This is a genomic window from Myxosarcina sp. GI1 (assembly GCF_000756305.1).
Lineage (GTDB): Bacteria > Cyanobacteriota > Cyanobacteriia > Cyanobacteriales > Xenococcaceae > Myxosarcina.
Window position 1 is genome coordinate 246,955 of record NZ_JRFE01000014.1, and the last position, 25,052, is coordinate 272,006.

Below are 25,052 nucleotides of genomic sequence, written 5' to 3' on the forward strand. Positions count from 1 at the left end.
AGTAATAAATACAGGGGCGCGTGGCTCAGGGGATAGAGCAACAGATTCCGGTTCTGTAGGTCGCAGGTTCGAATCCTGCCGCGCTCGTGAGGTTAATGTCTTACAGAGTAACTGTTTGTCAATTGCCACATATTATTTGTCACCGTTGTCAAATTAGCGTCATCACGCCAATAGACTCAAATAAGACGAGCGTAAATCTTTTGTATAATTTGTCGATATAATATTGCCGAACTAATCAGTTTGGTCTTATCATAATAAAAACTAAACTAAACCGTTTAGTCATGAACAAATTAAAATAGCTACCCAATGACTCTCAGAAGCAATCCTCTCTATCATAGTTGACTGTAGCAAGTGTACTTTTCTGTATTTTCCTTTAACCAATTACATAACATCTCTTCTGATGTTGTTCCGCTAGCAATACCTATCATTATGTTTACTACCTCTACTTCTGAAGCTATCATCTTAATTTGGTTAATTTCCAAAAAAACCGCCATAACAATAAAAGCAGTACGTTTATTGCCATCAACAAAAGGGTGGTTAATGGCAATACCATAACCTAATGCAGCAGCTAAATCGTATATACTGGCATCGGGATTGTAGTTAGCTATATTTACAGGACGATATAAAGCACTCTCAAGCTTTCCTTCATTAATAATTCCTGTTGTTCCACCAAATAAAGCAAGCTGTTGTTTGTGTATGGCTTTAGCTTGAGCAAGAGTAACAAATTTTAAGTTCATTTAGCCAATTCTTTCATGGCATTACGATAGCGATTAGTAATATTTTTTGCCGTCTCCATTACCGTCTTAAATTCTGGATCGTAAGGAGTTAAATATATACCATCAGGTGTTTGAGTGACGTACAAACTATCCCCTTCTCCTACATTCATTTTCTCTAAGATTTCTTGGGGAATACTCGCACCCAAAGAGTTGCCGATTTTCTGAATTTTTAATTTCACAACTTTAATACTGTAGATACGAATGTAGTTACCACTTTAGCAAAAACATATACCCAAACATGACCAAAAAGCAAACAAAATGTTGCTAATCTACTTTGCCTGTTCGGTAGCAAGCTTAATTCCCATGCCAATAAAAATCACTCCTGTTACTCGTTTGGCAAAGTCCATAAACCGAGTTTTAGAACGAACAATACTAGAAGCTTTAGCTGCTAACAAAGCAACAAACATACTCCATGTAGTGCTAGTAGTAATAAACATACACCCCAGAAAGAAAAATGAAAACGCTTTATGGCTATTAGCTGGATCGACAAACTGAGGTAACAATGCCAGAAAAAATAAAGCTACCTTGGGATTAAAAACATTAGTCAAAATTCCCTGGCGGTAAATAGTCGATAAATTTGCCTCTTTTGTCTTAGTAATGTCGGTGGTTTCCTGGGAACTATTATTAAAGAACATTTGGATACCCAAATATACCAAATATGTAGCACCAATCAATTTCACGATATTAAATGCAATTACCGAGGTAGCCAAAATAGCGGATAGTCCAAATGTAGCGGCACTGGTATGTAATAACAAACCAGTACTAATGCCCAAAACTGAAGCAACACCAGCTTTTCGTCCCTGACCTATGCTACGAGTAATGATATATATAGTATCCGAACCAGGTAATAAGCTAAGAGAAATTGCTGCCAACAAAAAAACAGAGAGGTCTTGAGTACCAAACATAAGTTAGATATTTGAGAAAAATTATTTAAATAAATTGAGAGTATTTAGGATGTTAACACTTTATTCTCGTCATCAAAACCATTCAAATCATTAGTTCGACAATGACTTTACTAACTTTAGTTAGTGGCTTGCGATCGCTACCCAAAAAAAATCAGATATCTAAGATAATAATTGTTTCTTAGTTATTCAATATATCGGGAGTAAAACCAATGCCTTTTTTAACTAATTCTTTAGCTAGTTCATAATTCCATTGAGACTCAATTTTGAGATTATCATTTTCATGATAAAAATCATATATAACTCTGTTACCAAAAGCTCTAATTAGTTCTACCAAGCTATCCGAACCACCAAAAGGATGACCCATAGGCTCATAATATAAACAACCTCGATTGTTTTCTTCTCGATTGTTTTCTTGTCGAACAAGCTTGATTAAACAATACTCCCCACAAAAAATAGAATGAAGCATTGATTCTAAATCCCAGTTACCAGGAGTTCTTAAAAATGGATGTAAACGATGTTCGTAATGAGTTAGATTACAAAGTTTCTGATACACTATACCTTCCTCACTGTCGTAATCAAAAGTATCTTCAAACCATGCTTTCGCTTCATTATCAAGATAACTATACCAATTAAAATCTTCGATTGGATCTTGATAATCTAAATTGCTTTCTTCTTTTTCAGAATCACAAATATTCATCCAATCATTTTTGATTATTTTGAGCTTCTCAAACATTTTTTGGAAATACTCAAATCTATCTAAACTAAGGATTTCAAATTCAATATAAAAGTATCTATCTTTCAAATTCATGTCATCAATACTCCATTGGTAAATATTTATGAACGAACAACAATCAATACAACCAGTAATCGACATCAAAAACCTCGACCACTATTTTGGTACGGGACAACTTCGCAAACAGGTTTTATTCGATATTAATTTAGAAATCGATCGCGGCGAAATTGTCTTAATGACAGGTCCTTCTGGTTCGGGTAAAACTACTTTATTAACCTTAGTTAGTGGTCTGCGATCGCCTCAGTCGGGAAGCTGTAAAATACTTGGGTCAGAGCTTTGTGGTGCGAGTAATAAAGAGTTAGTTCGAGCTAGACGCAATAACGGCTATATCTTTCAAGCACATAACTTACATAAAAGCCTTACTGCCTTACAAAACGTGCGGATGGGTTTGGAAGTACATGGCAAATACTCTCAGGCAGAAATGCGCGATCGCGCCGCAGCAATGCTAGAACAGGTAGGCTTAGGAGATAAATTGGATTATTATCCCGACAACTTATCTGGTGGACAAAAACAACGTGTGGCGATCGCTCGTGCTTTGGTGGCACATCCTGCGATTGTCTTAGCCGACGAACCAACAGCCGCTTTAGACAGTAAATCTGGTCGCGACGTAGTAAATTTGATGCAAAAGTTAGCTAAAGAACAAGGCAGCACAATTTTACTCGTCACTCACGACAACCGTATTTTAGACGTTGCCGATCGCATCATACATATGGAAGACGGCAAGTTAGTTAATAACTCTACTAAAAAAGCTGCTGCTTGAAAATACTTTGCCTCGATTGGCTCTACAGCGAAGTTATAATGTATTTTTAAACCATACGTTTACTATGCCTTTAAATCCTCGCTTACTTAAAGGGCGTTATGAAATCCAGAGGCATTTAGGTCAAACCGACCGTCAAACTTTATTAGCCAAGGATCGACAAACTCAAGAGTTAGTGGTAGTTAAGCTGCTAACCTTTGGTGGTAAATTAAAGTGGGAGACATTTAAGCTTTTTGAGCGTGAAGCTAAAATTCTCAAAGAACTCAAACATCCAGCTATTCCTCGTTATCTCGATTATTTTGATGTAGAAACAGATTTTGGACGAGGTTTTGCATTGGTACAAAGCTATATCGATGCACCTTCTCTAGCAGCGCATATTCAAGCAGGAAGAACCTTTAGTGAAATAGAACTAAAACAAATTGTCACAGCAGTTTTAGAAATTCTGATTTATCTGCATCATCGCCATCCCCCAATTATCCATCGCGATCTCAAACCAGAAAATATATTACTGGGCGATCGCTCTGGAAATTATGTCGGACAAGTTTATTTAGTAGACTTTGGTTCGGTACAGGCTGCTACCAAGGAACTAGGAACGAGAACGGTAGTAGGAACTTACGGTTATATGCCATTAGAACAGTTTGGGGGAAGAGCGGTACCAGCTTCCGATCTCTATGGTTTGGGAACGACAATTATTTATTTAGCTTCGGGACAGCATCCAGCCGATTTACCTCAACAAGACTTTCGGATTAGCTTTGAAAACTTTGTCAATCTCTCGTCTAGCTTTGTTGAGTGGTTGCAGTGGATGACACAACCAAGTTTAGAACGGCGTTTGGAATCTGCCGATCGCGCTTTAGAAGCCTTAGAAAATCCCAAGCTACAGACAAAGCCTGCTTTAGTTGTTTCCAAACCAATAGATTCTAAAGTGGTTTTGAATAAAAAAGCAGAATATCTAGAAATTTGTATTCCGCCAGTTGGTTTTAGTATGCAATTGCTGTTTATGATTGGATTTGCAACCTTTTGGAACGGATTTTTGGTGGTTTGGTATTCTATTGCCATCGCCACCTGGAGTCAAGGAGGTTGGTTTGCAGCTTTGTTTGCACTCGGTCATTTGGGTGTTGGTGTCTGGTTAATTTTATCTATACTATTTACTCTTTTTGGAAATACTCTGTTGTATATCGACAACAAACAAATTTCCCTCAGATATCAGCTTTTTGGTCTTAAATATTATCGTCCTCGTCCTATGTCCAGGCATAAAATCGTTAAGCTAGAACGCACTAATACTTCTTACAAGAAAGATTCCGATGGCGATCGCGTAGAAGTAAAACCACGAATTAATATTTGGGCTGGAACTAAAAAGTTTAAAATTGGGGGAAACGGTATACTTTCTGAAATTGAACTTGACTGGATATCTCACGAACTCGGTGATTGGCTGAAGTTGCCAGTTGTATCAATGAACAATGAACAGTAAACAATGAACAATTTTCACTGACCACTGATATCTGTCCATTGCTCATTGATAAATGCTAAATGTTAAATGATAATTGCTCATTATCGAAAGGTTGGGCATTTAACTGTTAACTTCTTGGCGAGCGTTCCAGGGCGCAACTGCGCCGACTCGTTTTATTTGTTTTATAAAAAACGTCTCGCTCCTAGCGGAGCCTCGCGGGATACCCGCGCCAGTTCTCGCCGCTTTTGACTTTTGACTTTCGTTATACCTACTCATATTTCACTCGCGGATCGAGAACGGCGTATAAAAGATCGGCAATTAAATTAAATAACACAATCAAAATACCGTAAATAAAAGTAATTGCCATTACTACTGGCGTATCGCTACGGTAGATCGACTCAATTAACAATGCACCAATTCCTGGGACTCGAAAAATTTGTTCGGTTACTAATGCACCAGTAAAAATTGCAGGTATATCTATAGCAATTAAAGTAACGACAGGAATCATTGCGTTACGTAAAATATGATTTTTAATAATTGCCCATTGAGTTAAACCTTTAGCCATAGCCGTTCGCACGTATTCTTGATTTAATTCTTCTAAAACCGAAGAACGAATAAACCTCATTAAAATTGCCGACTGATATAAAGCGAGTACCGCAATTGGCATAATAGATTGTTTTATTTGACCGATAAAGCTATTAAAATCCGTTACTTGCAAACTGCTATTGTAAATAAACGGAAACCAGTTTAACCAAACGCTAAAAATAATTATAAATAGTAAACCTGTAAAAAACGGTGGAATAGAAAAGCCTAAAAAAGCAATAGTAGTAATAATTTGGTCGGTAACAGAATAACGTCTGAGAGCGGAAATAATTCCCAACGGAAAAGCAATTAATACGCCAAAAATATAAGCCAAACCAACTACCCAAAGCGTAGCTGGCAACCGCTGCCTTAATAGATTGAATACGGGACTGCGACTATTGAAAGAATAACCCATATCGCCGCGAACAAATGCTGTAAACCACTTTATATAGCGAATATGAATCGGCTGGTCTAATCCCAAAGAACGGCGAATATTTTCTCTGACTTCGGTGGTAATTGCAGGATTAGACGCAAATTCACCTAAAGGATCTCCTGGTGCTAGTGCCAAAATAGCAAAAATAATTATACTAATTGCTATCAAAGTAGGAATTGAAATTAGCAAACGTTTAATAAAGTAGTGGCTCATTAAATTTAGTTTTTAGAAGCTCTTCTCAAAATAATGTACTTCAGGAAGATCTTCACGTTGCCCCAGATCGACCCATCCGTGTTTGAGAAAAAATCTCATTGCAGCTATATTCAGTGTGAAGCTACTGCGATCGCCACATCTGTTAATCCTAGCCTGTTAAATTCTGGTTCGGATACTAAGACAGCAGAACTATAAAAAGATATTACAAAATAAAATCAATCGAATTTATCATGCTCTTATTATCTTGCGAGATTGGTATAGGCTCTGTCAACCAATGTAGGAAGACAATTGCTGACATTTAGCTTTGCTGCTAACTTAACATCCCGCTTAAAACCTCGCTCGATTAATTCTTTGCCAGAGCCACATTGCTTAATTAAATATTCTAGGCTGTGTTGAAGGTTTTGATATACCGTGACTGCGGCTTGCGCCTCTGGTGACAAACTACCGCCAAGATAATTTATAACTGCACCTGCTCCAATCCAGTCTTTAAAATAAACAGTTCTAAATCATGATACTTTCCCTTCCAAAAACCAGGTTTTATAAGTATTCCCGGACTCTGGAAACCTAATTTTTCCGATAGCTTTTTAGATGCCACATTTTCTAACATGACTTCTGCAATAACATATTTTACTCCTCACAAATAAAATATAGATTTATGCGATCGACTTAGTTATTAATTTAAAATCTAACCATTACGCAGACAAATATTAGACAAGAAATATACATGACTGAAGCTACAGCTATTCGTCAGCCCAAACCAACAGCTACAACTATCGCTTATCAGGTGGCAATGCCACAACCAGCTTCTCATTTATTTGAAGTGAGTTTGCAGGTTAACAACTGGCAAGAAAACCAGCTAGATTTAAAAATGCCCGTTTGGACTCCTGGCTCTTATTTAGTCAGAGAATACGCGAGGCACGTTCAAGATTTTGTGGCTGAAGATAGCAATGGCAATTTAGCTAGCAAAAAAGTCAGCAAAAATCGCTGGCGCATAGAGACAGAAAATAGTTCTGAGATTACGGTACGCTATCGAGTTTACGCTAACGAACTAACGGTACGTACCAATCATTTAGATAGCACTCATGGCTATTTCAACGGCGCGGCTTTGTTCTTTTTCATTTCAGGTTGGGAACGACAGCCGATCCGTGTCCAGATTATTCCTCCGTATTCTAATTGGCAAGTCAGCACCACCTTATCTGTAGTCGATCGCAAAGCTAATATTTACGAAGCACAAGATTTCGATACTTTGGTAGACAGTCCCGTAGAAATCGGTACGCAAGAAGTATACGATTTTGAAGCTGTCAACAAACCCCATCAACTAGCAGTTTGGGGCAAAGGAAACGCCAAACCACAAAAGATTATTGAAGATACACAAAAGATAATCGAAACCGAAGCTAAAATCTTTGACGGGGTACCTTACGATCGCTATTTATTTTTACTACATCTTTCTGGTAGTGGTTACGGTGGTTTGGAACACAAAGAGTCTTGTACTTTAAATTATCCCCGCTTTGGCTTTCGCGATTGCAACAAGTACAATCGTTTTATGCAGCTTGTAGCACATGAATTTTTTCATCTGTGGAACGTGAAAAGGATTCGCCCCCACGTTTTAGAAAAGTTTAATTACGAAGCGGAAAGCTACACTACTTCTTTGTGGTTTTGCGAGGGAACAACCAGCTACTACGATATTTTAATTCCCCTGCAAGCAGGAGTTTACGAGCGTAAAACCTGTTTGGAAAATCTTAGTAAAGACATTACCCGCTATCTCACCATACCAGGGCGCAACGTTCAACCATTAGGAGAATCTAGCTATGATGCCTGGATCAAACTCTATCGCCGCGATGCCAATAGCGATAACAATCAGATTTCTTATTATCTCAAAGGAGAAATGGTATCGTTACTGCTAGATCTTTTAATTAGAGCCAAACATAATAACCAGCGATCGCTAGATGATGTGATGCGTTTGATGTGGCAGCGGTTTGGCAAACAAGAGATTGGCTTTAGCGAATCACAATTACGTAATGCGATCGCTGAAGTAGCCGATGATAATTTAGATGACTTTTTCGTTCGCTATATCGAAACTACAGAAGAATTGCCGTTTGACGAATATTTAGAACCCTTTGGCTTGTACGTTAAAGCCGTTGAAGACGATGACCCCGTTTTCCATACGGGTATGAAAGTAGTTACCGAAAATGGCAGAGAAATAATTAAGTTTGTTGAAGCTGATTCTCCTGCCGCCAAAGCAGGAATAGATGCTGAAGATGAGCTCCTGGCAATTGACGATATTCGCATTACCTCAGAATTTTTGAGCGATCGCCTCAAAGACTATCAGGCAGAAGATACAATTCAGGTTACGGTATTTCATCAAGACCAATTAAAAACTTTACCCGTAACTCTTGCCAAACCGCTACCAACTCGCTATGAACTCGCTCGTTTGGATAACCTTTCCGACTTGCAGCAGCAAAATTTATCTGGATGGCTGGGTTAAAGACAATTAGCAAAATAGATCGAATAAAAAATGCACACTTTTTTAACTTTTGCCTACTTTAAAAATCAATTTGTTCCCTTTGAAGAAGCCAATATTTCCATTGCTACTCATGCCCTGCACTACGGGACGGGAGCGTTTGGCGGCATGAGGGGACTGCCCGATCCCCAAAATCCCCAACAAATCTTATTATTTAGATTAGACCGCCACTGTCAGAGACTGAGCAACAGTGCCAAGTTTTTAAATTACGATTTGCCTGCCGATAAGATACAGCAGGTAATAATTGATTTCGTTCAAAAAAATCAGCCTACTAAGCCCTTTTATATTCGTCCTTTTGTCTATACTTCCGATCTCGGTATCGCGCCGCGCCTGCACAAAATTGAAAAAGACTTTTTTATCTATGGTATCGAGTTGGGTGATTATTTACCCCCCGACGGTATTAGCTGTCGCATTAGTTCCTGGCATCGCCAGGAAGATCGCAGTTTGCCTTTAAGAGGTAAAATTAGCGGGGCATATATTACTTCTTCTCTAGCAAAAACCGAAGCTGTCGAATCTGGTTTTGACGAAGCTATCTTGATGAACTCTCAGGGTAAGGTTTGCGAGGCTTCGGGTATGAATATTTTTATCGTCAGAAACGGTAAATTAATTACCCCTGGATTCAATCAAGATATTTTAGAGGGAATTACCAGAGATAGTGTCTTGACCATAGCTAGAGATCTTGGTATTGAAACTATAGAAAGACCAGTAGATAAAACAGAACTGCTAATTGCCGATGAAGTTTTCTTAAGCGGTACGGCTGCCAAGATCACGCCAGTCAAAAAAATCGAGAGTTATCATTTGTCAACAAATAGACCAATCACCGATAAACTAAGGCAAAAGCTAACCGCAATTACCGAAAATCGCGATTCTAAATATCAAGATTGGGTACATATTGTTAATTGTTAGCTGTCGATCGTAGATAATAAGAGAACGAACTATAGACCGATCGCCATAATCAAGCTAACTAATAATTAGAGGAGGTATAAGCTGTGGACTGGAGAGTGCGAGGAATTCGCGGGGCAATTACAGTAAAGGAAAATACACCCGAAGCGATCGCCGAAGCTGTAGATGAGTTGTTAGACGAAATAGAAGCATACAACAGTCTCGACCTCAATGAAATAGTCTGCGTTTTCTTCACCGCCACATCCGACCTCAACGCCATGTTTCCCGCAGCAGCTACTAGATCTCGTCCTGGATGGGATAGTGTTCCCTTATTAGATTTACAGCAAATGCCAGTCGAAGGCAGCCTGCCACGCTGCATTAGAGTGTTAATTCAGTTTAATACTAATCTGCCGCAGTCGGCGATCGTTCACTGCTACTTACGTCAGGCTCAAACTTTACGCCCCGACTGGAATATTTCCTTGACTGTAAATCATTAAAGTAGGGGTAAGGCACTGCAAATTATTGAAGTATGGGAAAGCCACTGCCATGCCTCTATTAACTCCGAATTCACCTCATAGCCAATGCAGAATATGACCGACAATATAGCAACCGAAATACAGAGTGCGATCGCCTCCCGCCGTCACGATGTCGATTATTTAGAAATTAGAGTCGAACAAAGTGAAGCTACCGCTCTATCTTTTAGAGGCAAACAGTTAGATGGGGTCGATCGTAGCTTTGCTCTAGCAGGAGGCATTCGCGCCTGTCATAAAGGAGGCTGGAGTTTTGTAACTTTCAACGGTTTAGAAGAATTGTCGGCACGAGTCGATGAAGCGATTTCTCAAGCTAAAATAGTCGGCTCGGAAACGACTCAACTAGCACCGATAGAACCAATAGAAGATTATGTCCCCGCTCAAATTAAAAGAGATCCTCGCGGTATTGATTTGCAAGAAAAACGTCGTTTATTAGAAATTTACAATCAGCTTATTTTAGACTACGATCCGCGCATTCAAACTACCATGACTAGCTTGAGCGATCGCTTTACTACCAAATATTTTGTCAATTCAATTGGTAGCTGTATCGTTCAAGAAAGACTAAATATTTCTGGACGTTTTGGGGCAATTGCCAGAGGAGAAGCAGGCTTAGTCCGTCAGGGGTTTGAATCGGTTTTTTCTCTCAACGACTTTAACGATTTGGTGGGAATTGAGGAGCGGGTTTTAAGCGCGGCGCAACGGGCAATTAGACAATTAGAAGCAAAATCTGTCAAAGGAGGACAGTATACCGTACTGCTCGATCCCTATCTAGCTGGTGTGTTTATCCACGAAGCTTTTGGGCATCTTTCGGAAGCCGATTTCGTCTATGAAAATCCGCAGATGCAAGAACTATTAACTTTAGGCAAGCCGATGGGAATCAAACAACTAAACGTTATTGACGATGCGACCTTAGAAAACCTGCCTGGAACTTTAAAATATGACGATGAAGGAGTGCCAGGACAGCGTAAGTATTTAATTAAAGATGGCGTATTAACTCAAAGACTGCATTCTAGAGAAACTGCAGGCAAAATGCAGGAATCACCGACGGGAAACGCCAGAGCAATTCGCGCCAGCTATCCTCCCATAGTGCGAATGACTAATACGGCGATCGAGCCTGGAGAAACTCCCCTGGCAGAAATGATTAAAACTATTGACGATGGCGTATATGCGGTCAGAATGCTAGGAGGACAAACCAATGGCGAAATGTTTACCTTTGCTGCCGCAGAAGGATATAGAATCCGCAATGGGAAAATAGCCGAGCCAGTTAGCGATGTAACTCTGACGGGAAATGTATTTCAAACTCTCAAGGATATAGAAGCAATTAGCAATGATACTCTCTACACCAATGGTGGATGTGGCAAAGGAGGGCAAATGCCTTTACCAGTTAGCGTTGGCGGTCCTCATGTAAAAATAAATAATGTAGTCGTGGGTGGCAGGTAAACGGTTATGGCGATCGCAGCAAGTTATTGTTAATTTGCTCTCTATCCCAACACTTCTCGATTAACGAGTTCATTATTGGGTTGAGCTATAGAGAAATAGAGTTTTGGAGATTTAGGAACAAACTGTTGAAAATACTCCATTTTCCTGCTTCCCAAACTCGATACAGCTATTCTACTAAATAGAAAGTTTCAAACGAGAAGTATTGCTCTCCGTCCTATCAGTAGAACGGAGAACGTACCAGATTCTACTAATTAATATTTAAATATTTAGCTTCTGCCTGTAGCTGTTGGATTAATTGTTCGTCTCCTCTAGCTTTTGCAGCTTCTAAACGATTGGTCAAGCTACGGCGAAGACTTTCACGATGGCTTAAAGTAGCTTGGTTTACGGTTTCCTGACTGATTTTGTTCATGGTGTAGTTTTTTTAAAGCTGATAAATAACATATGGTTAGTTTTCTCATTAAAAGATAACATTTTTTATAGTAAATAGTATAATTGGTTACAGAAACTTCAAATAAACTTAATTGTTTGGTTATATACTTCATCAGGCAGATATTAAAGTCTCGATCGTCAAAAAAAAAATTCACTTAAGTAATGAGTATTAATACTGATAGTTTGAGTATTAATCAAACTAAAGATTGGGAATGTTTTTATAATTTAAAGAATTAGTATTTTTGTTTGTCAATGAGTTTATTAGCTAAAAGCGAATTATTAACAGGTGTAGAAAATCGTGAAGAAATTACTCGTATTATCGATAAAGCCGAACAAGCTATCAAAACTTGGGAAGTATTATGCACTGATTTTTTTTCGCCGTTAGTTTTGGCAGAAGCAGAAACAGTATTTGGCAGACTGACAGAAATAGAAACTGTAGCTTGGGGAGGATATCCTCAAGCAGAAAGAAAGCGAATCGGGCTTTCTCGTCCAGATATTCCTTTAGATAAGTCGCAAATAGAACTAGCGGCTTTAGATATTGCAGGTAATTTTCTTTTCGATCCTGCTACCCACAGAGATTTTTTAGGAGCAATTTTAGGTACGGGAATAGTTAGAGAGAAAGTCGGAGATATTATCGTTTTAGGTGAAAGAGGAGCGCAGGCTATAGTCGTACCAGAAATGGTCGAGTTTCTAACTACATCTTTGACTCAGGTAAGATCGGTTAGCGTTAAAACTCAACAGATAGAATTTAGCGAATTAAAAATTCTTCCACCTAAAAAGAAAGAAATGACTACGGTAGAAGCTTCAATGAGACTAGATGCGATCGCTTCTGCTGGTTTTGGTATGTCTCGTAGTAAAATGGCTGAAGCGATCTCCAGTAAAGATGTACGGGTAAATTGGAAAGAAATTACTCAAGCTAGCTACAATCTTAAATCGGGAGATTTAATCAGCGTTCGCGGCAAAGGAAGACTAGAAATAGGCGAAGTTTCTCTAACTAAAAAACAACGCTATCGTATCGATTTGGTTAGATACAGGTAAATTATTTTTGGTATAAAACAATAAGCTTGCATTTAAAGAGTTGTTTTGCCAACTAATACAAACTGTTTATCCGTAAATATAACTAAAAGAAAAAATTATTTTACAAAATATCTTCGTATATCTACTGTTGTTATATACCCAGATAACACCGATGATAGATTCAACAAAACAAAGTTTGTATCAAAGAATTTACCACGCTTTGGTTAACAGCGTACTGCTCTACAATTACAAAGTTTTTTAACTCTTGCTCCCTAAGTCAGCGTAAAACGCTGGCTTTTTCATTTAAACATATTGTAGCTCTTAATACTTATTAAATGGCAAGAAAATAATATAGGCGGTTTTTAATCTTGTTACTTTAACAATTAGTATAAGCTGTGACTAAATGAATTTTCAAACAAATTGCGATCGCCTCGAAGCCAACAAGTTTTGTAGTTTTTATTCGGTATTACCACCAATAGTTACTTCTTTAATCCTTAGACTCGGTCCTCCACAGCCAACTGGCAGACCTCCCTGTCCACCTTTTCCGCAACCGCCAGATTCATCCCAATAAAAATCATCACCAATTGCTTCGATGTTAGCCAGAGTTTTAAAAACGTTACCCGACAAAGTTACATCTTTTACTGGTTCTGCTAACTCTCCATTACGAATCATCCAAGCTTCACCTGCACTAAAAGTAAACATCTCGCCATTGGTCATTCCCCCCAGCCAGTTGCCAGCATAGACTCCAGTAGATATATCCCGCACTAAATCTTTGACGGGAGTTTTACCCCTACCAATCCAGGTATTGCTCATGCGAACGATGGGTGAATAATGATAGTTGAGACAGCGAGCATTACCCGTCGGTTTTTCTTTTAGCTTGGCTGCGGTTTCGCGAGAATGTAATCTTCCTACCAATACACCGTCTTTAATTAACTGAGTGACAGTAGCAGGTGTACCTTCGTCATCGTAAAAGTAACTACCTCGATGTAATTTTGGTGTTTCTGTAGGGCAATCTTCTAGATTGGGTGCTGCACCATCAAAGATTTGTAGTTCTGGCGAACCAAATTGTTTACCCATGCTCATTACTGACAACAAATCGGGATTTTCATAAGCCATATCCGCTTCAGAAAGGTGTCCAAAAGCTTCGTGAACGAACAAACCTGTCAAAATTGGATCGATAACTACAGTATAAATACCGCCTTTAATAGTTCGCTGTGAGAGGGCATCCACTGCTCTTTGTGCCGCACTTTTTACCTTAGTATCTAGACTTTCCAAATCTTCAAAACCCTGACGCGAACCAGTAGTCTCTCTACCAGTCTGTACGATATTGCCATTCCTGGCCGTAGCTGCAAAACGCATTTCCATGTCCGACCAGGACTGTTCGATTAAGCTGCCTTCTGAAGTTGCAAGCAAAACTCTTTGAGAGCAATCGCTATAGCTGACGGAACTGGCAATGATGCGATCGCTATAGCTTCTGATGATATCATTGTAGCGATCGCAGAGAGACTTTTTCGCTTTTAGCGGAATTTGCCGCGGATCGCTACCAGTTAAAGGCAATCTACAAGCTATCTGTACTGGTTCTACAGGTGCGAGTATGGTTTTTTCTTGCCCCACCATTTTAGCAGCAGCGATCGCTTCTTCGATCTTCTCTGCCATAGCGGTCAAGTCATTAAAAGTTACTAAACCCCATCCTCCTTTATGACAGGCACGCACTTGTCCGCCAACCGCCATACTGTCGCTAAGAGTTTCAATTTTTTTTCCTCTTAAAGATATGTTGGTTTCGGCAGCTAACTCCAGCCGAATTGATAAAAAATCGACGTGTTTTTTATATTTAAAAATTAATTCTGTTAATAGGTTTTTTTGCTCGGCAAATATATCTGACATAAACAGGTAAAAACACAGTATCTATTTAATTATCACCTGTTTCTATTATATATATTCAACATTTTTGGTTAATAATAATTGGTGCGAGAAGTTTATTACCATTTGTTTCTCGCGAACCAAGAGTATTTCATACAACCGCGAAATAATATATTTAACTTCTGACTGATTTCAAGCACTCGTACAATCTATCATCTGCATAGAATGACCGAGGATAGTTACCAGCTAAATCTAAAGCCTCGATTAATTTTTTTGGCTCGCATTCTTTATGACAGAAAAAGTTAATTCCTAAAGAATATAACAACTCGATTACTTCAGGATGCTGACAGCTACTCCAGTTAATCAGACTAATCTTTGGCGCGATTGCTTTAATCAAGGTAATATTGTCGGTGTTAAGTTCTGCTTTGATGTCAAAAAAGATTACGTCAATTTCCACTTCGCTATACATCAAAGAAAAAATCTGCTCGCTATTTTCTACAAGCAAAACTTTGTGCATAGGTCGAGCTTTTTTAATTAGCCTGGTGAGAGATTGTCCGTAAAATTTATTTGATTCGACTGCCAAAACGCTCAACTGCCGATACTCGGTTTTGCTATCTGAAAAAAATTTATTAACTATATTAAACATTAATTTGAAATTACTGTAGTCAGTTTATCCATATATTTACTTAGATCCTGGTAACTATACTACAGTCCCGCCCGCTAAATAATTTCGATAGCCGTGAAATTAACTAAAAATTCATTTGTTTGTATACAGTTTTTTAAAACACACTGCTGCTAAAAGATAAAGAAAAGTGCAAACGTTTTGTCGAACCTGGCTTTCCACAAAAGTCAAGAAAGTAATTTCAATCCAACATCTACTGAATTTTTGTATCGAGCGTCAAAACTAGGCAATTCTTTTACAATCTGTTACAGTATTAAACGAAATGTAAAGAGAATCTCACCCAAAAAACAAATAAGTAATCTTACTTGGTATCCGAACGCGCCAACGCAAGAGATGCCAGTATCCTAACAAACAAAATACTGCTAAATAATTTCACAGTAAGCTGTTTATTAAGTTTTAAAATACGAGGGAACATAGAGATCTAAAAAAATTGCCTTCAGTAGGCTGTCTGTTTCTATTGCTCGACCGAACGGTTTAGGGTACTTGAGACATAAAAGCATACCTCGTTCAAAATAGTCAGTCATTTAAAAACTACCAACCAAATTTCGACACGGAAAATAATCGTAATTTATTTGATTTATGTCTAATCAAAAGCTAAACTTGTTGTCTTCTGGTCGCTTGGCACAGCCAGATATTCTAAAAATACTTTCTTTTCCAGAAAACACAGTTTCATCTGCTGGAAAATCAAATAGCTCATTCAACTATTTACTTGACAAACTTAGTCATGTAACTTGTAGCCAGTGGTTAATTTTGACAATATTAAATATTATTTCCTTTACTTTTATCGTTATGGCTTATTCTTGTACCAAACATTGAAGTATGGTTAGATTTAAAATCGAATAATACTCAGTAAATAATAAATAACAGGTGCTACAGCTAGCGCGGGCAAAAAAGAAGCAACTCTAATTTTGGTTATTTCTAATAGATTAAAACCAATAGCAATGATAGTTAAACCCCCAACCCCCGTAATAATTAATAAATAGGGATTGTTATTAGGATCGGTAATAGTATCGGCAATCCAGCCGGCAATTAAAGATAGACCGCCCTGATAAATTAAAATTACTAAAGTAGAAAAACCCACGCCAATACCGTAAATATTCGCTAAAGCTATTGAAACTATTCCATCCATAGCTGATTTAAGAGTCAATAAAGTATTATCGCCATTTAGACCGTTATTAAAACTTCCAATTAAAGTCATTGGACCGACACAAAATAGTATACTGCTAGCAACAAATCCTTCGGTAAATGACCCCTTGCCGCGAATTTTGTACTTCAACCAGTCTCCCACAGCAGTTAACCTATACTCTATTTCCCACCACTCGCCTAAAATTCCACCCAATATCATAGAAAGCAAGCTCAAAATAGCACCGTCAATACCAGCAATTGTTACCTTTGCCATGCTATTTGCCATACTCAAACCAATCCAAATGGTTATTAAGCCAATCCCTTGAGTTATAATTTTTTTCATTTGTGTGTTGAGGCGGTTTTGAAGAATTAAACCCAAAGTTGTGCCAATGGCAACGGTAAAAATATTAATCCAAGTACCGCTGGTTTTTACCCAAAAATCCATAAATAATTTTACAAGTTTGCTTATTTTACTTTGAATCTGTTCGAGGTAGAAAAGCGACGAGTTAAAAACCTATACCGTTTCTCAAAAGTAACTGGAGAGACAAAAAAGCTTTTTTGTTGCAAGCGAAATAACTAAAAACTAAAGGCTCCATTTTATCTATTTCTTTTTGCATAATCTATATCTAAAAATTTCATTATTTACGAGAATTGGTATTAAGTTTCTCTTTCTGCTAATTCCATCCACCGTTCGGTAACCCGATCTATTTCATTGTTTAACGCTGCCAATTGTTCGGATAAATCCTGCAGCTGAGTAAAATCTGTAGGAGGATTATGGTATAGTGTCTTTTCTAGTTTTTCTTTGGCAATTTCTAGATCGGTAATTTTACCTTCTAAAGACTCAAATTCTCGTCTTTCGTAGTTAGATAAACGACGAAATTTATTATTAGCAGATTTAGATTCAGTTTGTTTTTTGTTGCTGGAAGATTTAGGCTCTGCTGCTTTTTCTTCTTCCTTAGCTACTTTTTTTTCTGCTTGTTTGTAATCTAAATAAACTGAATAATTACCAGGATATTTACGAACAATACTATCTGGTTCGATCGCGAAAATAAATTCTACAGTACGGTCTAAAAAATAGCGATCGTGAGAGACAGAAATAACGCAACCATTAAAATTTTCTAAATAGTCTTCTAAAATTGCTAGAGTTTGTACGTCTAAATCGTTAGTAGGCTCGTCTAAAATCAAAACGTTAGGTGCTGACATCAATACCTGTAGTAGAAACAGACGACGCTTTTCTCCACCCGATAGTTTGTGTAGGGGTGCATACTGTTGATTGGGAGGAAATAAAAATCTTTCCAGCATTTGCGACGCGCTAATCTGGCTTCCGTCGGCAGTGGTGACTATCTCGGCAACATCTTTGATATAGTCAATTACCCGCTGCTCTTGGTTAAGTGCATCGAGTAGGTTATCGGAATGCTGATCGAAATAGCCGATGTAAATAGTTTGACCGATTTCTACCCGTCCCGTATCGGGTTTGATGCGGTTAGTAATAATATTAATTAAGGTAGACTTACCCACACCGTTACCGCCAATGATACCGATGCGATCGCGCCTGTTAAATTTATAGCTAAAATCTTTAAATAGAGTCCGTCCGTTATAGCTTTTAGAAATATTATCGACTTCAATTACTTTTTTACCGATGCGTCTGCCTGGAGTATCGATTTCTACTTTTTCCTGAGCCTGCTTGAACTCTTTGTTTTGCATTTCTCCAATGCGATCGATCCTGGCTTTTTGCTTGGTGCTACGAGCTTTAGGACCGCGTTTGAGCCACTCTAATTCTCGCCGTAATACCCCCTGATGCTTGCGCTCGGAACTTGCTGCTGCGGCTTCCTGCTGGGCTTTTTTCTCTAAATAATAAGAATAATTACCAGCATAAGTATAGAGATCGCTGCGATCGATTTCAATAATTCGTTTGGTTACTCGATCTAAAAAATAGCGATCGTGAGTAATTAATAAAATAGCACCAGAAAAGCGATCGAGATATTCTTGCAGCCACTCTACCGACTCGGCATCGAGATGGTTGGTAGGCTCGTCCATTAGCAATAAATCGGGTTCGTTTAGTAATGCCGTCGCCAGAGCAATACGCTTGCGGTATCCTCCAGAAAGACTGCCTACTTTGGCTGTCATGTCTTCAATTCCCAGCTTAGTAAGAACTATTTTGGCTTTGGTTTCTAGTTCCCACGCTCCCGCTAGTTCGATTTTTTCGGTAATACCAGCCAGTTTAGACATTAAAGCATCGAGTTTATCACCTTTAGCTCTGGCAACTTGATGTGATAATTCTTCATATTGCCGTACTAGCAACATTTGTTCGCTACTGTTAGCAAATACCTGATCCAATACGTTGAGGTTTTCATCTACATCTGGCTGTTGTGGTAAATAGATAATTTTTGCTCCCGACTTAACCATTCGTTCGCCGCGATCGATAGGTTCGATACCCGCAATCATTTTTAGCAAGGTAGATTTACCAGAGCCATTAACCCCAATTAACCCTACTTTGTCATCGGGTTCGATACTAAAACTGGCATCTCTTAAAATTTCTTTAATGCCAAAATCTTTACTGACGTTTTGTAAGGTGATGATGCTCATTTATTATTCGGGTTTGGCTCGCTATCTTCATCATAATGAATCTCTCTGTTGCAGACTACGCGGATCGAGAGCATCGCGCAAGCCATCTCCTAAAAGATTAAAGGATAATACCGTAACCACAATTAAAATCGCAGGCGACCAAATTAACCAGGGCTGTAGCACTAAAATCGAAGCATTGGTAGCTACAGACAGTAAGTTTCCCCAACTAGGATCTTTTGACTGTATCCCCAAGCCAATCAAACTAAGAACCGATTCGGCAACGATAAAACCAGGAACGGCAAGAGTAGCAGAGATAATGATGTAGGTAGCAGTTTGGGGTAAAACGTGACGAATAATAATATATAAAGGCTTTGCTCCCATTGCTCTGGCGGCTTGCACGAATTCCTGTTCTTTAATAGATAATACCTGTCCTCTAATTACCCTGGCTAAACCCGACCAGCTAATAAAGGAAGTAATAAAGACAATTAGTAGAAATTTTTGAGGGCTAGTCAAACCAGGAGGCAAAATCGAAGCCAGGGCGATAAGTAAATAAATTCCTGGAATGGTCATCAATACTTCTACAATTCGCATTAAAGACGCATCGAGCCAACCGCCAAAATAGCCCGAAATTCCGCCAACTAACATTCCTATGGGAAAAGAAATGGCAATTCCCACTAAGCCAATAAATAAACTGACCCTGCCACCAAACAGCAAGCGGCTAAACTGATCTCTTCCCTGTTGGTCGGTTCCCAAAATATTAATTCTGGCTTCGCCCAAAGTTCCAAATAAATGCCTCCGCAGGGGAATACCAGGGAAAATAGTCACCTGCTCGAAATTGGGGGGTAAAGGTAGCTGAATTTGAAATAGATTGTAGGAAAAACCTTTAGCAAATAAAGCGACTGGTGCGGGGTTTTCATAGTCTACAATCAATTCGCGATCGCCCGTATCTAAATCCGTTTCACCCTGAATGCTAGGATAAACTATAGGCGTAGTCCAATTACCATTGCGGTCGCGCCAATGAATTTCCGTAGGCGGTAACAAAGAACCATCAGATTGCGCTGCATAAGGACTATAGGGAGCGAGAAAATCAGCGAAGATTGCCGATAGATACAAAATAATCAATATAATCGCCCCAAAACGAGCCAAAGTATTTTTTTTGAGTTTTTGCCACCAGACCATGTTAATTATTCTTCTATCGGACTAACCTTTGCTTTATACAGTAACTTATCTCCCTGTTTATATCCCACATAGCGCACTTCTACTAATTGTCCCGAATTAGCCGTTCCTTTTAGTAGCTGGTGCCATTGCGGATCGTAAGGTAATTTTTCACCGACAGCAGCAATAGTTTCAATTCCCCATTCATCTAATAACTGTTCTATTGGTTTTACCAGCGGTAATAATCTCTCGGCTGGCAATTGAGAATTTTTACGTACGGCGGCAGCAGCAGTAGGCCATTGCAACAGCCAGGATTCAATGGCTTGCAAGCTATCTTGTTGAAATTCTCGTTTTAAAACTTCTCGCTGTTGCTGCATTTGCTCTTGTAAACTAGCGTATTCGCGTTTCAAGTTTGCTATGGTCGTCGCCTCTTCCCCAGACGACTTGGCAGAAATGCTTTCTCCATCATAAGAAATAAATGTGTCGATTAATTGTTCTATTGATAAGTTTAACGTTCTTGCCAAAGCAGCAATATTTTCTACAGACATCTTGACGATCAAGCCATGTTGTAAACGATTTAACTGCCACTGAGAAACACCTGACAATTTACTAAGTTCTAACAAATCCTCAATATTGGCTTGCTTTATCAACGTGTTTAAAAGTTGCTGGTTTTTTTCGTACAAAGTTTGACTCATAATTAACTAATATTTATTTTGGTTTCCATAGTTTGTTATTGAGCTCTCGTCGTTTGATGACAGAGATTTATCTAACTTCGTAAATACACTTAAAAAAGCAATCAGACTGAACATTTTTAGAAATATTTTTGGAAAAAATTACTCTAACAGCTTTAGCTGTAATTTGATGCCGCTTTTTAGCTTTTTCAGTGTTATTTTTCCTGTGTTAGCATTGTCTCAGAAAAATTGAACGAGTGTAGTGCGGATAAACCTCCGCATGTTGACCGCTCTAGGTTTTTATTCAAGATAAAAAAGCGAACCTGCCAGTATTATTTAGAATGACACCACAGTCAACTTCTAACCCAAATTCCATCGATAATTTTACTACTTCTCAACAGCTTGAGTTTTTTAAAGAACTCAAAGAAAAACGTTTTAGTGGTGAAGTTGTGTTTGCAGATCGCCTAAATACTGCATGGATTTTTTACTTTTACCTGGGCAGAATTATTTATTCTACTGGCGGCGAACACCCAGTAAGAAGGTGGCGGCGCAATCTCGCTTATTATTTTCCCCAAATTGTAGCTAACTTAAAGTCAGAATTAGAGTCACTTCAAAACTTTGCTGCGCAAAAAACTGTCATTAGCTGGGATTATTATTTGCTATGTCTTTGGGTAGAGCAACAAAAGGTAGACCGAGAACAGGCTACTAAAATGATTCGAGCCGTTACTGTAGAAGTTTTGTTCGACATTACTTATGCTAGAGACATTACCTATGTTCTCAAACCCCAGGATAAAGCTTTAACCAAACAGCTAGCAATGATCGACTGCGAACCACAAATTATTGAAGCCTGGAAACTTTGGGAACAATGGCAGGATACTAAATTTGCCCGCTACTCTCCTAACCTCGCTCCCAAGCTCAAGCAGTCAGAAGCACTTACTAAAAAGCTTAATTCCTCAGAGACAATATACAAAGCACTCGCTAAAATGCTACAGGGAAAATATACCTTTCGCGATTTAGCAGTTCAAAAACAAACTAGTTTGCTTTTAGTTGCTCGCTCTTTGACTCCTTATTTTAGATTTGGTGCGATTGAGTTAGTGCAGATTCGCGATTTGCCTGGCTCTTTGCCCGATTTTGTCTTAGATTCTTCTGCAACCACTGTTGATGAAACTTTTTCTAGGATTGTTGGTTCTAATTTTTCTCAATCTGCTTCGAGTAACAGCAGCAAGCTAACAGTTGCTTGCGTTGACTCCAACAGCGTCGTTTGTCAGATCTTAAAAAAAATGGTTACTAGCGCAGGTTATCAATATGTAAGTGATAGCGGCACTTTAAATACAAGTAAGCTCCTTAAAACAGCCCAGCCAGATCTAGTTTTTATTAATGTAGAGTTAGCTGAGTTCAGTGGCTACGAACTATGTTCGTTATTAAGACAAATAGATAACTTCGCTCGCATTCCAATAGTTTTGTATGGTAAAAAAATTGGTTTGGGCGATCGTGTTAAAGCCAAAATGGCGGGTTGTACCGAGTTAATAACTGAGTCTTTAGAAGTAAATCTTATTCGCAACACTATTGCTAAATACATCAAAGCCTCTTAGCTCGACTTTATTCAATTAAACAGCATAAATAACAATAGCTTTCAAACGCTCAAATAGATGACGGGAAACTTCGATCGTGTCAATAGATTTATATGATATGTAAAAAGTGCTAGCCCTGAAAAATCGGCGTATCAAATTTAAATGTTTTCTAGCTTCTTCAAAGCTCACTTTCATTTGCTAACGATATACAAACCGATCGAGAACTTGTTGTGTTAGAGCTTCCTGATCGGTACATAATTAAGATAAAATAGAGCCAATTATTTTGCCAATCGCGATTTTGTTATCATAAAAATATACTATTGAGTGTGAGAATAGTAATTAGGAGTAGTAAAAACGCGAGACACGATACTACTACTACAAATTAATCCTTAAAATCATTAAATAACAAAACATGGCTAAATTACAGCAGCGACGTTCTCAAAATGTGAGCGGTAATTTTTATGTCGATCGCTCTTGTATTAACTGCGATACCTGTCGCTGGATGGCTCCAAGCGTCTATCGTCAGGAAGGTTCTCAGTCGGCAGTATATCATCAACCGAGTAACGAAGAAGAACGTATTCTAGCACTAGAGGCACTGTTAGCTTGCCCTACAGCTTCGATTGGTACGGTAAAAAAGCCAACAGACATAAAAACCGTACAGGCAAAATTTCCTCTATTAGTAGCAGACAATGTCTACCATTGTGGTTATCACTCCGAATCTTCTTTTGGTGCTGCCAGCTACTTTATTCGGCGACCTGAAGGCAATATTTTAGTCGATTCTCCTCGTTTTGCGCCGCCGTTAGTCAAACAGATTGAAAAAATGGGGGGAATTAAATGTATGTATCTTACCCATCGCGATGATATTGCCGATCATCAAAAATTTAATGCTCATTTTGGCTGCGATCGTATCTTACATAGCAAGGAAATTTCTGAAAAAACTAAAGATGTAGAAATCAAGTTAACTGGTACTGATGATTATTATTTAGCTGATGACCTGCTGATTATTACCGTACCAGGTCATACCAAAGGACATACCGTTCTACTATATGACAATAAATTTTTATTTACTGGCGATCATCTAGCATGGTCGGATAATTATCAACGCCTGGTTGCTTTTCGTGGTTATTGCTGGTATTCATGGTCGGAGCTAGTTGAATCGATGGCTAAATTGACCAAATATAGCTTTGAATGGGTCTTGCCTGGTCATGGCAGACGTTATCATGCTAATCCCGATAAAATGCAGCAAGAATTAGCTAAATGTCTTAACTGGATGCAACAGGCAGCTTAACTGCTGAAAAACGTTAATATATTTTCTCAGGCTCCAAATAAAGTCTTTTTTTCAATTAATTTTCTTGCTAAAAAACCATACTTCAGTATGACGCTCCCCGTCAGTTAATTTCATTTGTGCCGTTCTACTTCCGTAATATCAAGTACGGATGAATAGTTAAATTAAATAGCTCTTGTCTTTGGCCACCAATGGTAGCAAGTTAACCCTTTAATCAAATCTCGCTGTTGTAGTAGTTTCTGACAACGAATGACTAACAATTCTTCCAGTTGCTTGAGGGAATGAACTCTATAATTAGCAACAACTTCATTGGTTAAAGGCCACAATTTTTCTGCGGGCTGCAATTCAGGAGAGTGAGCTGGTAAAAAACATAGATCTAATCCTTCTGGTAATTGTAGTTAATGAGCAATGTGCCAACCTGCTTGGTCTAAGACCAGCAATCCTCTCTTGTTTCGATTGAGTTGAAATTCACGAGCAAAATCTGCCAACACTCGATTAAATAGTTCGGTATTAGTATATGGTAATATCCACCAATAACTTTCTCCCGACTCTGGATGAACAAATCCATACAACCAGACCCATTCATACTGAATTTTAACTTTAGCGAGCGGTTGTTCACCTTTCGGTGTCCAGACACGACGTAGGATTGGCTGTAACCCTAAACGATGTTCATCTTCCACCATACTTCAATGTCTGCTTTGGAATATCGAGCTTGAAGCCACGATAATTGACAATTTAGTTTTCTTGGTGCGCGTTCCCTTGCTGATTAAAAATCAGCGGGGTCGCACCGCTTTTTTCCAGTCTCGTTGTTCGGCCAGAGAAATTTCATCATGTTTTGCCCATCGGTAACAAAGCTAAAAGCCTTACTGTAACTAACTAAGCGGGTAGGGGGAATCGAACCCCCATCATTAGCTTGGAAGGCTAAGGTTTTACCACTAAACTACACCCGCATCATTTGCGATGCGCTATTTATCTTAGCATAAAATTCAAACGAAACCAGAAGTAGTCTTTATTAAATCTTAAATTTGCTATAAGTATAATAGCGATCGCTCTTTCTAAAATAAATAGTTCAAAACAAAACAAGCACCCACATAAGTAGGTGCATTAAACTAAGACACATAAATTAAGCTTAAGCAGCTTTTTCGGTAGCAGGATAAACGCTTACTTTTCTTTGTCCTCTGGTTCTATATTCAAACTTGACAATGCCGTTGATTAAGGAATACAAAGTATCGTCACTGCCGCGACCGACATTATTACCAGGATGATATTTAGTTCCTCTCTGACGAACTATGATGCCACCAGCTTTTACTGCCTGATCGCCATAGCGTTTAACACCTAGTCGCTTAGAATTAGAGTCGCGACCGTTTCGGGTACTACCAGTTCCTTTCTTGTGAGCCATGTTGTTCTCCTATA

24 protein-coding genes, 2 tRNA genes and 1 pseudogene are annotated in these 25,052 nt (G+C 38.6%); 11 read left to right on the forward strand and 16 right to left on the reverse strand.

Annotated elements, in window-relative coordinates:
• Positions 1-14 precede the first annotated feature (14 nt).
• Positions 15-87 (forward strand) — tRNA-Arg (locus tag KV40_RS08015).
• Between the two features lie 245 nt (positions 88-332).
• Here KV40_RS08015 and KV40_RS08020 read toward each other — a convergent pair.
• The 4 genes from KV40_RS08020 to KV40_RS36120 all read right to left on the reverse strand — a co-directional run bounded on the left by KV40_RS08020 (position 333) and on the right by KV40_RS36120 (position 2,489).
• Positions 333-737 carry a type II toxin-antitoxin system death-on-curing family toxin gene (locus KV40_RS08020; RefSeq protein WP_036479728.1) on the reverse strand — a complete coding sequence of 135 codons (405 nt, stop codon included), beginning with the start codon at positions 735-737 and terminating at the stop codon, positions 333-335.
• Complete coding sequence (locus KV40_RS08025; protein ID WP_036479730.1) at positions 734-955, reverse strand: AbrB/MazE/SpoVT family DNA-binding domain-containing protein; 222 nt, start codon at positions 953-955, stop codon at positions 734-736. The genes KV40_RS08020 and KV40_RS08025 overlap by 4 nt, the downstream gene beginning before the upstream one ends.
• Positions 956-1,045: 90 nt before the next feature.
• The gene (locus KV40_RS08030) at positions 1,046-1,681 is read right to left on the reverse strand and encodes a LysE family translocator (RefSeq protein WP_036479732.1); all 636 of its coding nucleotides are present in this window, start codon (positions 1,679-1,681) and stop codon (positions 1,046-1,048) included.
• A gap of 178 nt (positions 1,682-1,859) precedes the next feature.
• Positions 1,860-2,489, reverse strand: coding sequence for a hypothetical protein (locus KV40_RS36120; RefSeq protein WP_216595562.1), 630 nt, complete (start codon positions 2,487-2,489; stop codon positions 1,860-1,862).
• A 28-nt stretch (positions 2,490-2,517) separates the two neighbouring features.
• On the opposite strand from KV40_RS36120, the gene KV40_RS08040 reads away from it, so the two are divergent.
• Both KV40_RS08040 and KV40_RS08045 read left to right on the forward strand, forming a co-directional pair.
• A complete protein-coding gene (locus tag KV40_RS08040; protein WP_036479735.1) occupies positions 2,518-3,234 on the forward strand; it encodes a DevA family ABC transporter ATP-binding protein in 717 nt (238 codons plus the stop codon).
• Positions 3,235-3,298: 64 nt separating this feature from the next.
• The gene (locus KV40_RS08045; RefSeq protein WP_036479738.1) at positions 3,299-4,699 is read left to right on the forward strand and encodes a serine/threonine-protein kinase; all 1,401 of its coding nucleotides are present in this window, start codon (positions 3,299-3,301) and stop codon (positions 4,697-4,699) included.
• Positions 4,700-4,946: 247 nt separating this feature from the next.
• Here KV40_RS08045 and KV40_RS08050 read toward each other — a convergent pair whose 3' ends face one another.
• A complete protein-coding gene (locus KV40_RS08050) occupies positions 4,947-5,906 on the reverse strand; it encodes an ABC transporter permease (RefSeq protein WP_036479741.1) in 960 nt (319 codons plus the stop codon).
• A gap of 57 nt (positions 5,907-5,963) precedes the next feature.
• Here KV40_RS08050 and KV40_RS34795 point away from each other — a divergent pair, with 57 nt between their 5' ends.
• Positions 5,964-6,101, forward strand: coding sequence for a hypothetical protein (locus KV40_RS34795; protein WP_156113988.1), 138 nt, complete (start codon positions 5,964-5,966; stop codon positions 6,099-6,101).
• A 44-nt stretch (positions 6,102-6,145) separates the two neighbouring features.
• Here KV40_RS34795 and KV40_RS08055 read toward each other — a convergent pair whose 3' ends face one another.
• Entirely contained in the window at positions 6,146-6,346 is a 201-nt protein-coding gene (locus KV40_RS08055; protein ID WP_036479744.1) for a 2-phosphosulfolactate phosphatase, read from the reverse strand.
• Positions 6,347-6,630: 284 nt separating this feature from the next.
• Between KV40_RS08055 and KV40_RS08060 the strand changes: the two genes are divergently transcribed.
• The 4 genes and pseudogenes from KV40_RS08060 to KV40_RS08075 all read left to right on the forward strand — a co-directional run.
• The gene (locus KV40_RS08060; RefSeq protein ID WP_036479746.1) at positions 6,631-8,391 is read left to right on the forward strand and encodes a M61 family metallopeptidase; all 1,761 of its coding nucleotides are present in this window, start codon (positions 6,631-6,633) and stop codon (positions 8,389-8,391) included.
• Positions 8,392-8,421: 30 nt separating this feature from the next.
• A complete protein-coding gene (locus KV40_RS08065; RefSeq protein WP_036479748.1) occupies positions 8,422-9,333 on the forward strand; it encodes a branched-chain amino acid transaminase in 912 nt (303 codons plus the stop codon).
• Between the two features lie 83 nt (positions 9,334-9,416).
• Positions 9,417-9,806: a chorismate mutase gene (aroH, locus tag KV40_RS08070; protein ID WP_036479750.1), complete on the forward strand. Its 390-nt coding sequence runs from the start codon at positions 9,417-9,419 to the stop codon at positions 9,804-9,806.
• Between the two features lie 93 nt (positions 9,807-9,899).
• A pseudogene (locus tag KV40_RS08075) lies at positions 9,900-11,213 on the forward strand (TldD/PmbA family protein); the annotation flags it as partial.
• A 313-nt stretch (positions 11,214-11,526) separates the two neighbouring features.
• Here KV40_RS08075 and KV40_RS35665 read toward each other — a convergent pair.
• Positions 11,527-11,688, reverse strand: coding sequence for a hypothetical protein (locus KV40_RS35665; RefSeq protein ID WP_172657251.1), 162 nt, complete (start codon positions 11,686-11,688; stop codon positions 11,527-11,529).
• Between the two features lie 272 nt (positions 11,689-11,960).
• Here KV40_RS35665 and KV40_RS08080 point away from each other — a divergent pair, with 272 nt between their 5' ends.
• Positions 11,961-12,746, forward strand: coding sequence for a photosystem II S4 domain protein (locus KV40_RS08080; protein WP_036479754.1), 786 nt, complete (start codon positions 11,961-11,963; stop codon positions 12,744-12,746).
• Positions 12,747-13,181: 435 nt separating this feature from the next.
• Here the strand turns inward: KV40_RS08080 and KV40_RS08085 are convergent, their stop codons facing one another.
• The 6 genes from KV40_RS08085 to KV40_RS08115 all read right to left on the reverse strand — a co-directional run bounded on the left by KV40_RS08085 (position 13,182) and on the right by KV40_RS08115 (position 20,807).
• A complete protein-coding gene (locus KV40_RS08085; RefSeq protein ID WP_036479756.1) occupies positions 13,182-14,609 on the reverse strand; it encodes a TldD/PmbA family protein in 1,428 nt (475 codons plus the stop codon).
• A 151-nt stretch (positions 14,610-14,760) separates the two neighbouring features.
• Complete coding sequence (locus KV40_RS08090) at positions 14,761-15,231, reverse strand: response regulator transcription factor (RefSeq protein WP_052055468.1); 471 nt, start codon at positions 15,229-15,231, stop codon at positions 14,761-14,763.
• Positions 15,232-16,096: 865 nt separating this feature from the next.
• Entirely contained in the window at positions 16,097-16,837 is a 741-nt protein-coding gene (locus KV40_RS08100; RefSeq protein ID WP_036479761.1) for a DUF554 domain-containing protein, read from the reverse strand.
• 212 nt (positions 16,838-17,049) lie between these two features.
• On the reverse strand, positions 17,050-18,978 hold the full coding sequence (locus KV40_RS08105; RefSeq protein ID WP_036479764.1) for an ABC-F family ATP-binding cassette domain-containing protein: 1,929 nt from the start codon (positions 18,976-18,978) through the stop codon (positions 17,050-17,052).
• A 30-nt stretch (positions 18,979-19,008) separates the two neighbouring features.
• The gene (locus KV40_RS08110; RefSeq protein ID WP_036479766.1) at positions 19,009-20,136 is read right to left on the reverse strand and encodes an ABC transporter permease; all 1,128 of its coding nucleotides are present in this window, start codon (positions 20,134-20,136) and stop codon (positions 19,009-19,011) included.
• 5 nt (positions 20,137-20,141) lie between these two features.
• Complete coding sequence (locus tag KV40_RS08115; RefSeq protein ID WP_036479769.1) at positions 20,142-20,807, reverse strand: helix-turn-helix domain-containing protein; 666 nt, start codon at positions 20,805-20,807, stop codon at positions 20,142-20,144.
• 317 nt (positions 20,808-21,124) lie between these two features.
• Between KV40_RS08115 and KV40_RS08120 the strand changes: the two genes are divergently transcribed.
• Together KV40_RS08120 and KV40_RS08125 are read left to right on the forward strand one after the other, a co-directional pair.
• On the forward strand, positions 21,125-22,375 hold the full coding sequence (locus KV40_RS08120) for a response regulator (RefSeq protein WP_036479771.1): 1,251 nt from the start codon (positions 21,125-21,127) through the stop codon (positions 22,373-22,375).
• Between the two features lie 391 nt (positions 22,376-22,766).
• On the forward strand, positions 22,767-23,642 hold the full coding sequence (locus KV40_RS08125) for an MBL fold metallo-hydrolase (RefSeq protein ID WP_036479773.1): 876 nt from the start codon (positions 22,767-22,769) through the stop codon (positions 23,640-23,642).
• 395 nt (positions 23,643-24,037) lie between these two features.
• Here the strand turns inward: KV40_RS08125 and KV40_RS34800 are convergent, their stop codons facing one another.
• The 3 genes from KV40_RS34800 to rpmA all read right to left on the reverse strand — a co-directional run bounded on the left by KV40_RS34800 (position 24,038) and on the right by rpmA (position 25,038).
• Positions 24,038-24,322, reverse strand: a complete 285-nt coding sequence (locus tag KV40_RS34800; RefSeq protein WP_156113989.1) for a transposase — start codon at positions 24,320-24,322, stop codon at positions 24,038-24,040.
• 196 nt (positions 24,323-24,518) lie between these two features.
• Positions 24,519-24,589, reverse strand: a tRNA-Gly gene (locus KV40_RS08135).
• Between the two features lie 179 nt (positions 24,590-24,768).
• Positions 24,769-25,038 carry a 50S ribosomal protein L27 gene (gene rpmA, locus KV40_RS08140; protein WP_036479776.1) on the reverse strand — a complete coding sequence of 90 codons (270 nt, stop codon included), beginning with the start codon at positions 25,036-25,038 and terminating at the stop codon, positions 24,769-24,771.
• Positions 25,039-25,052 lie beyond the last annotated feature (14 nt).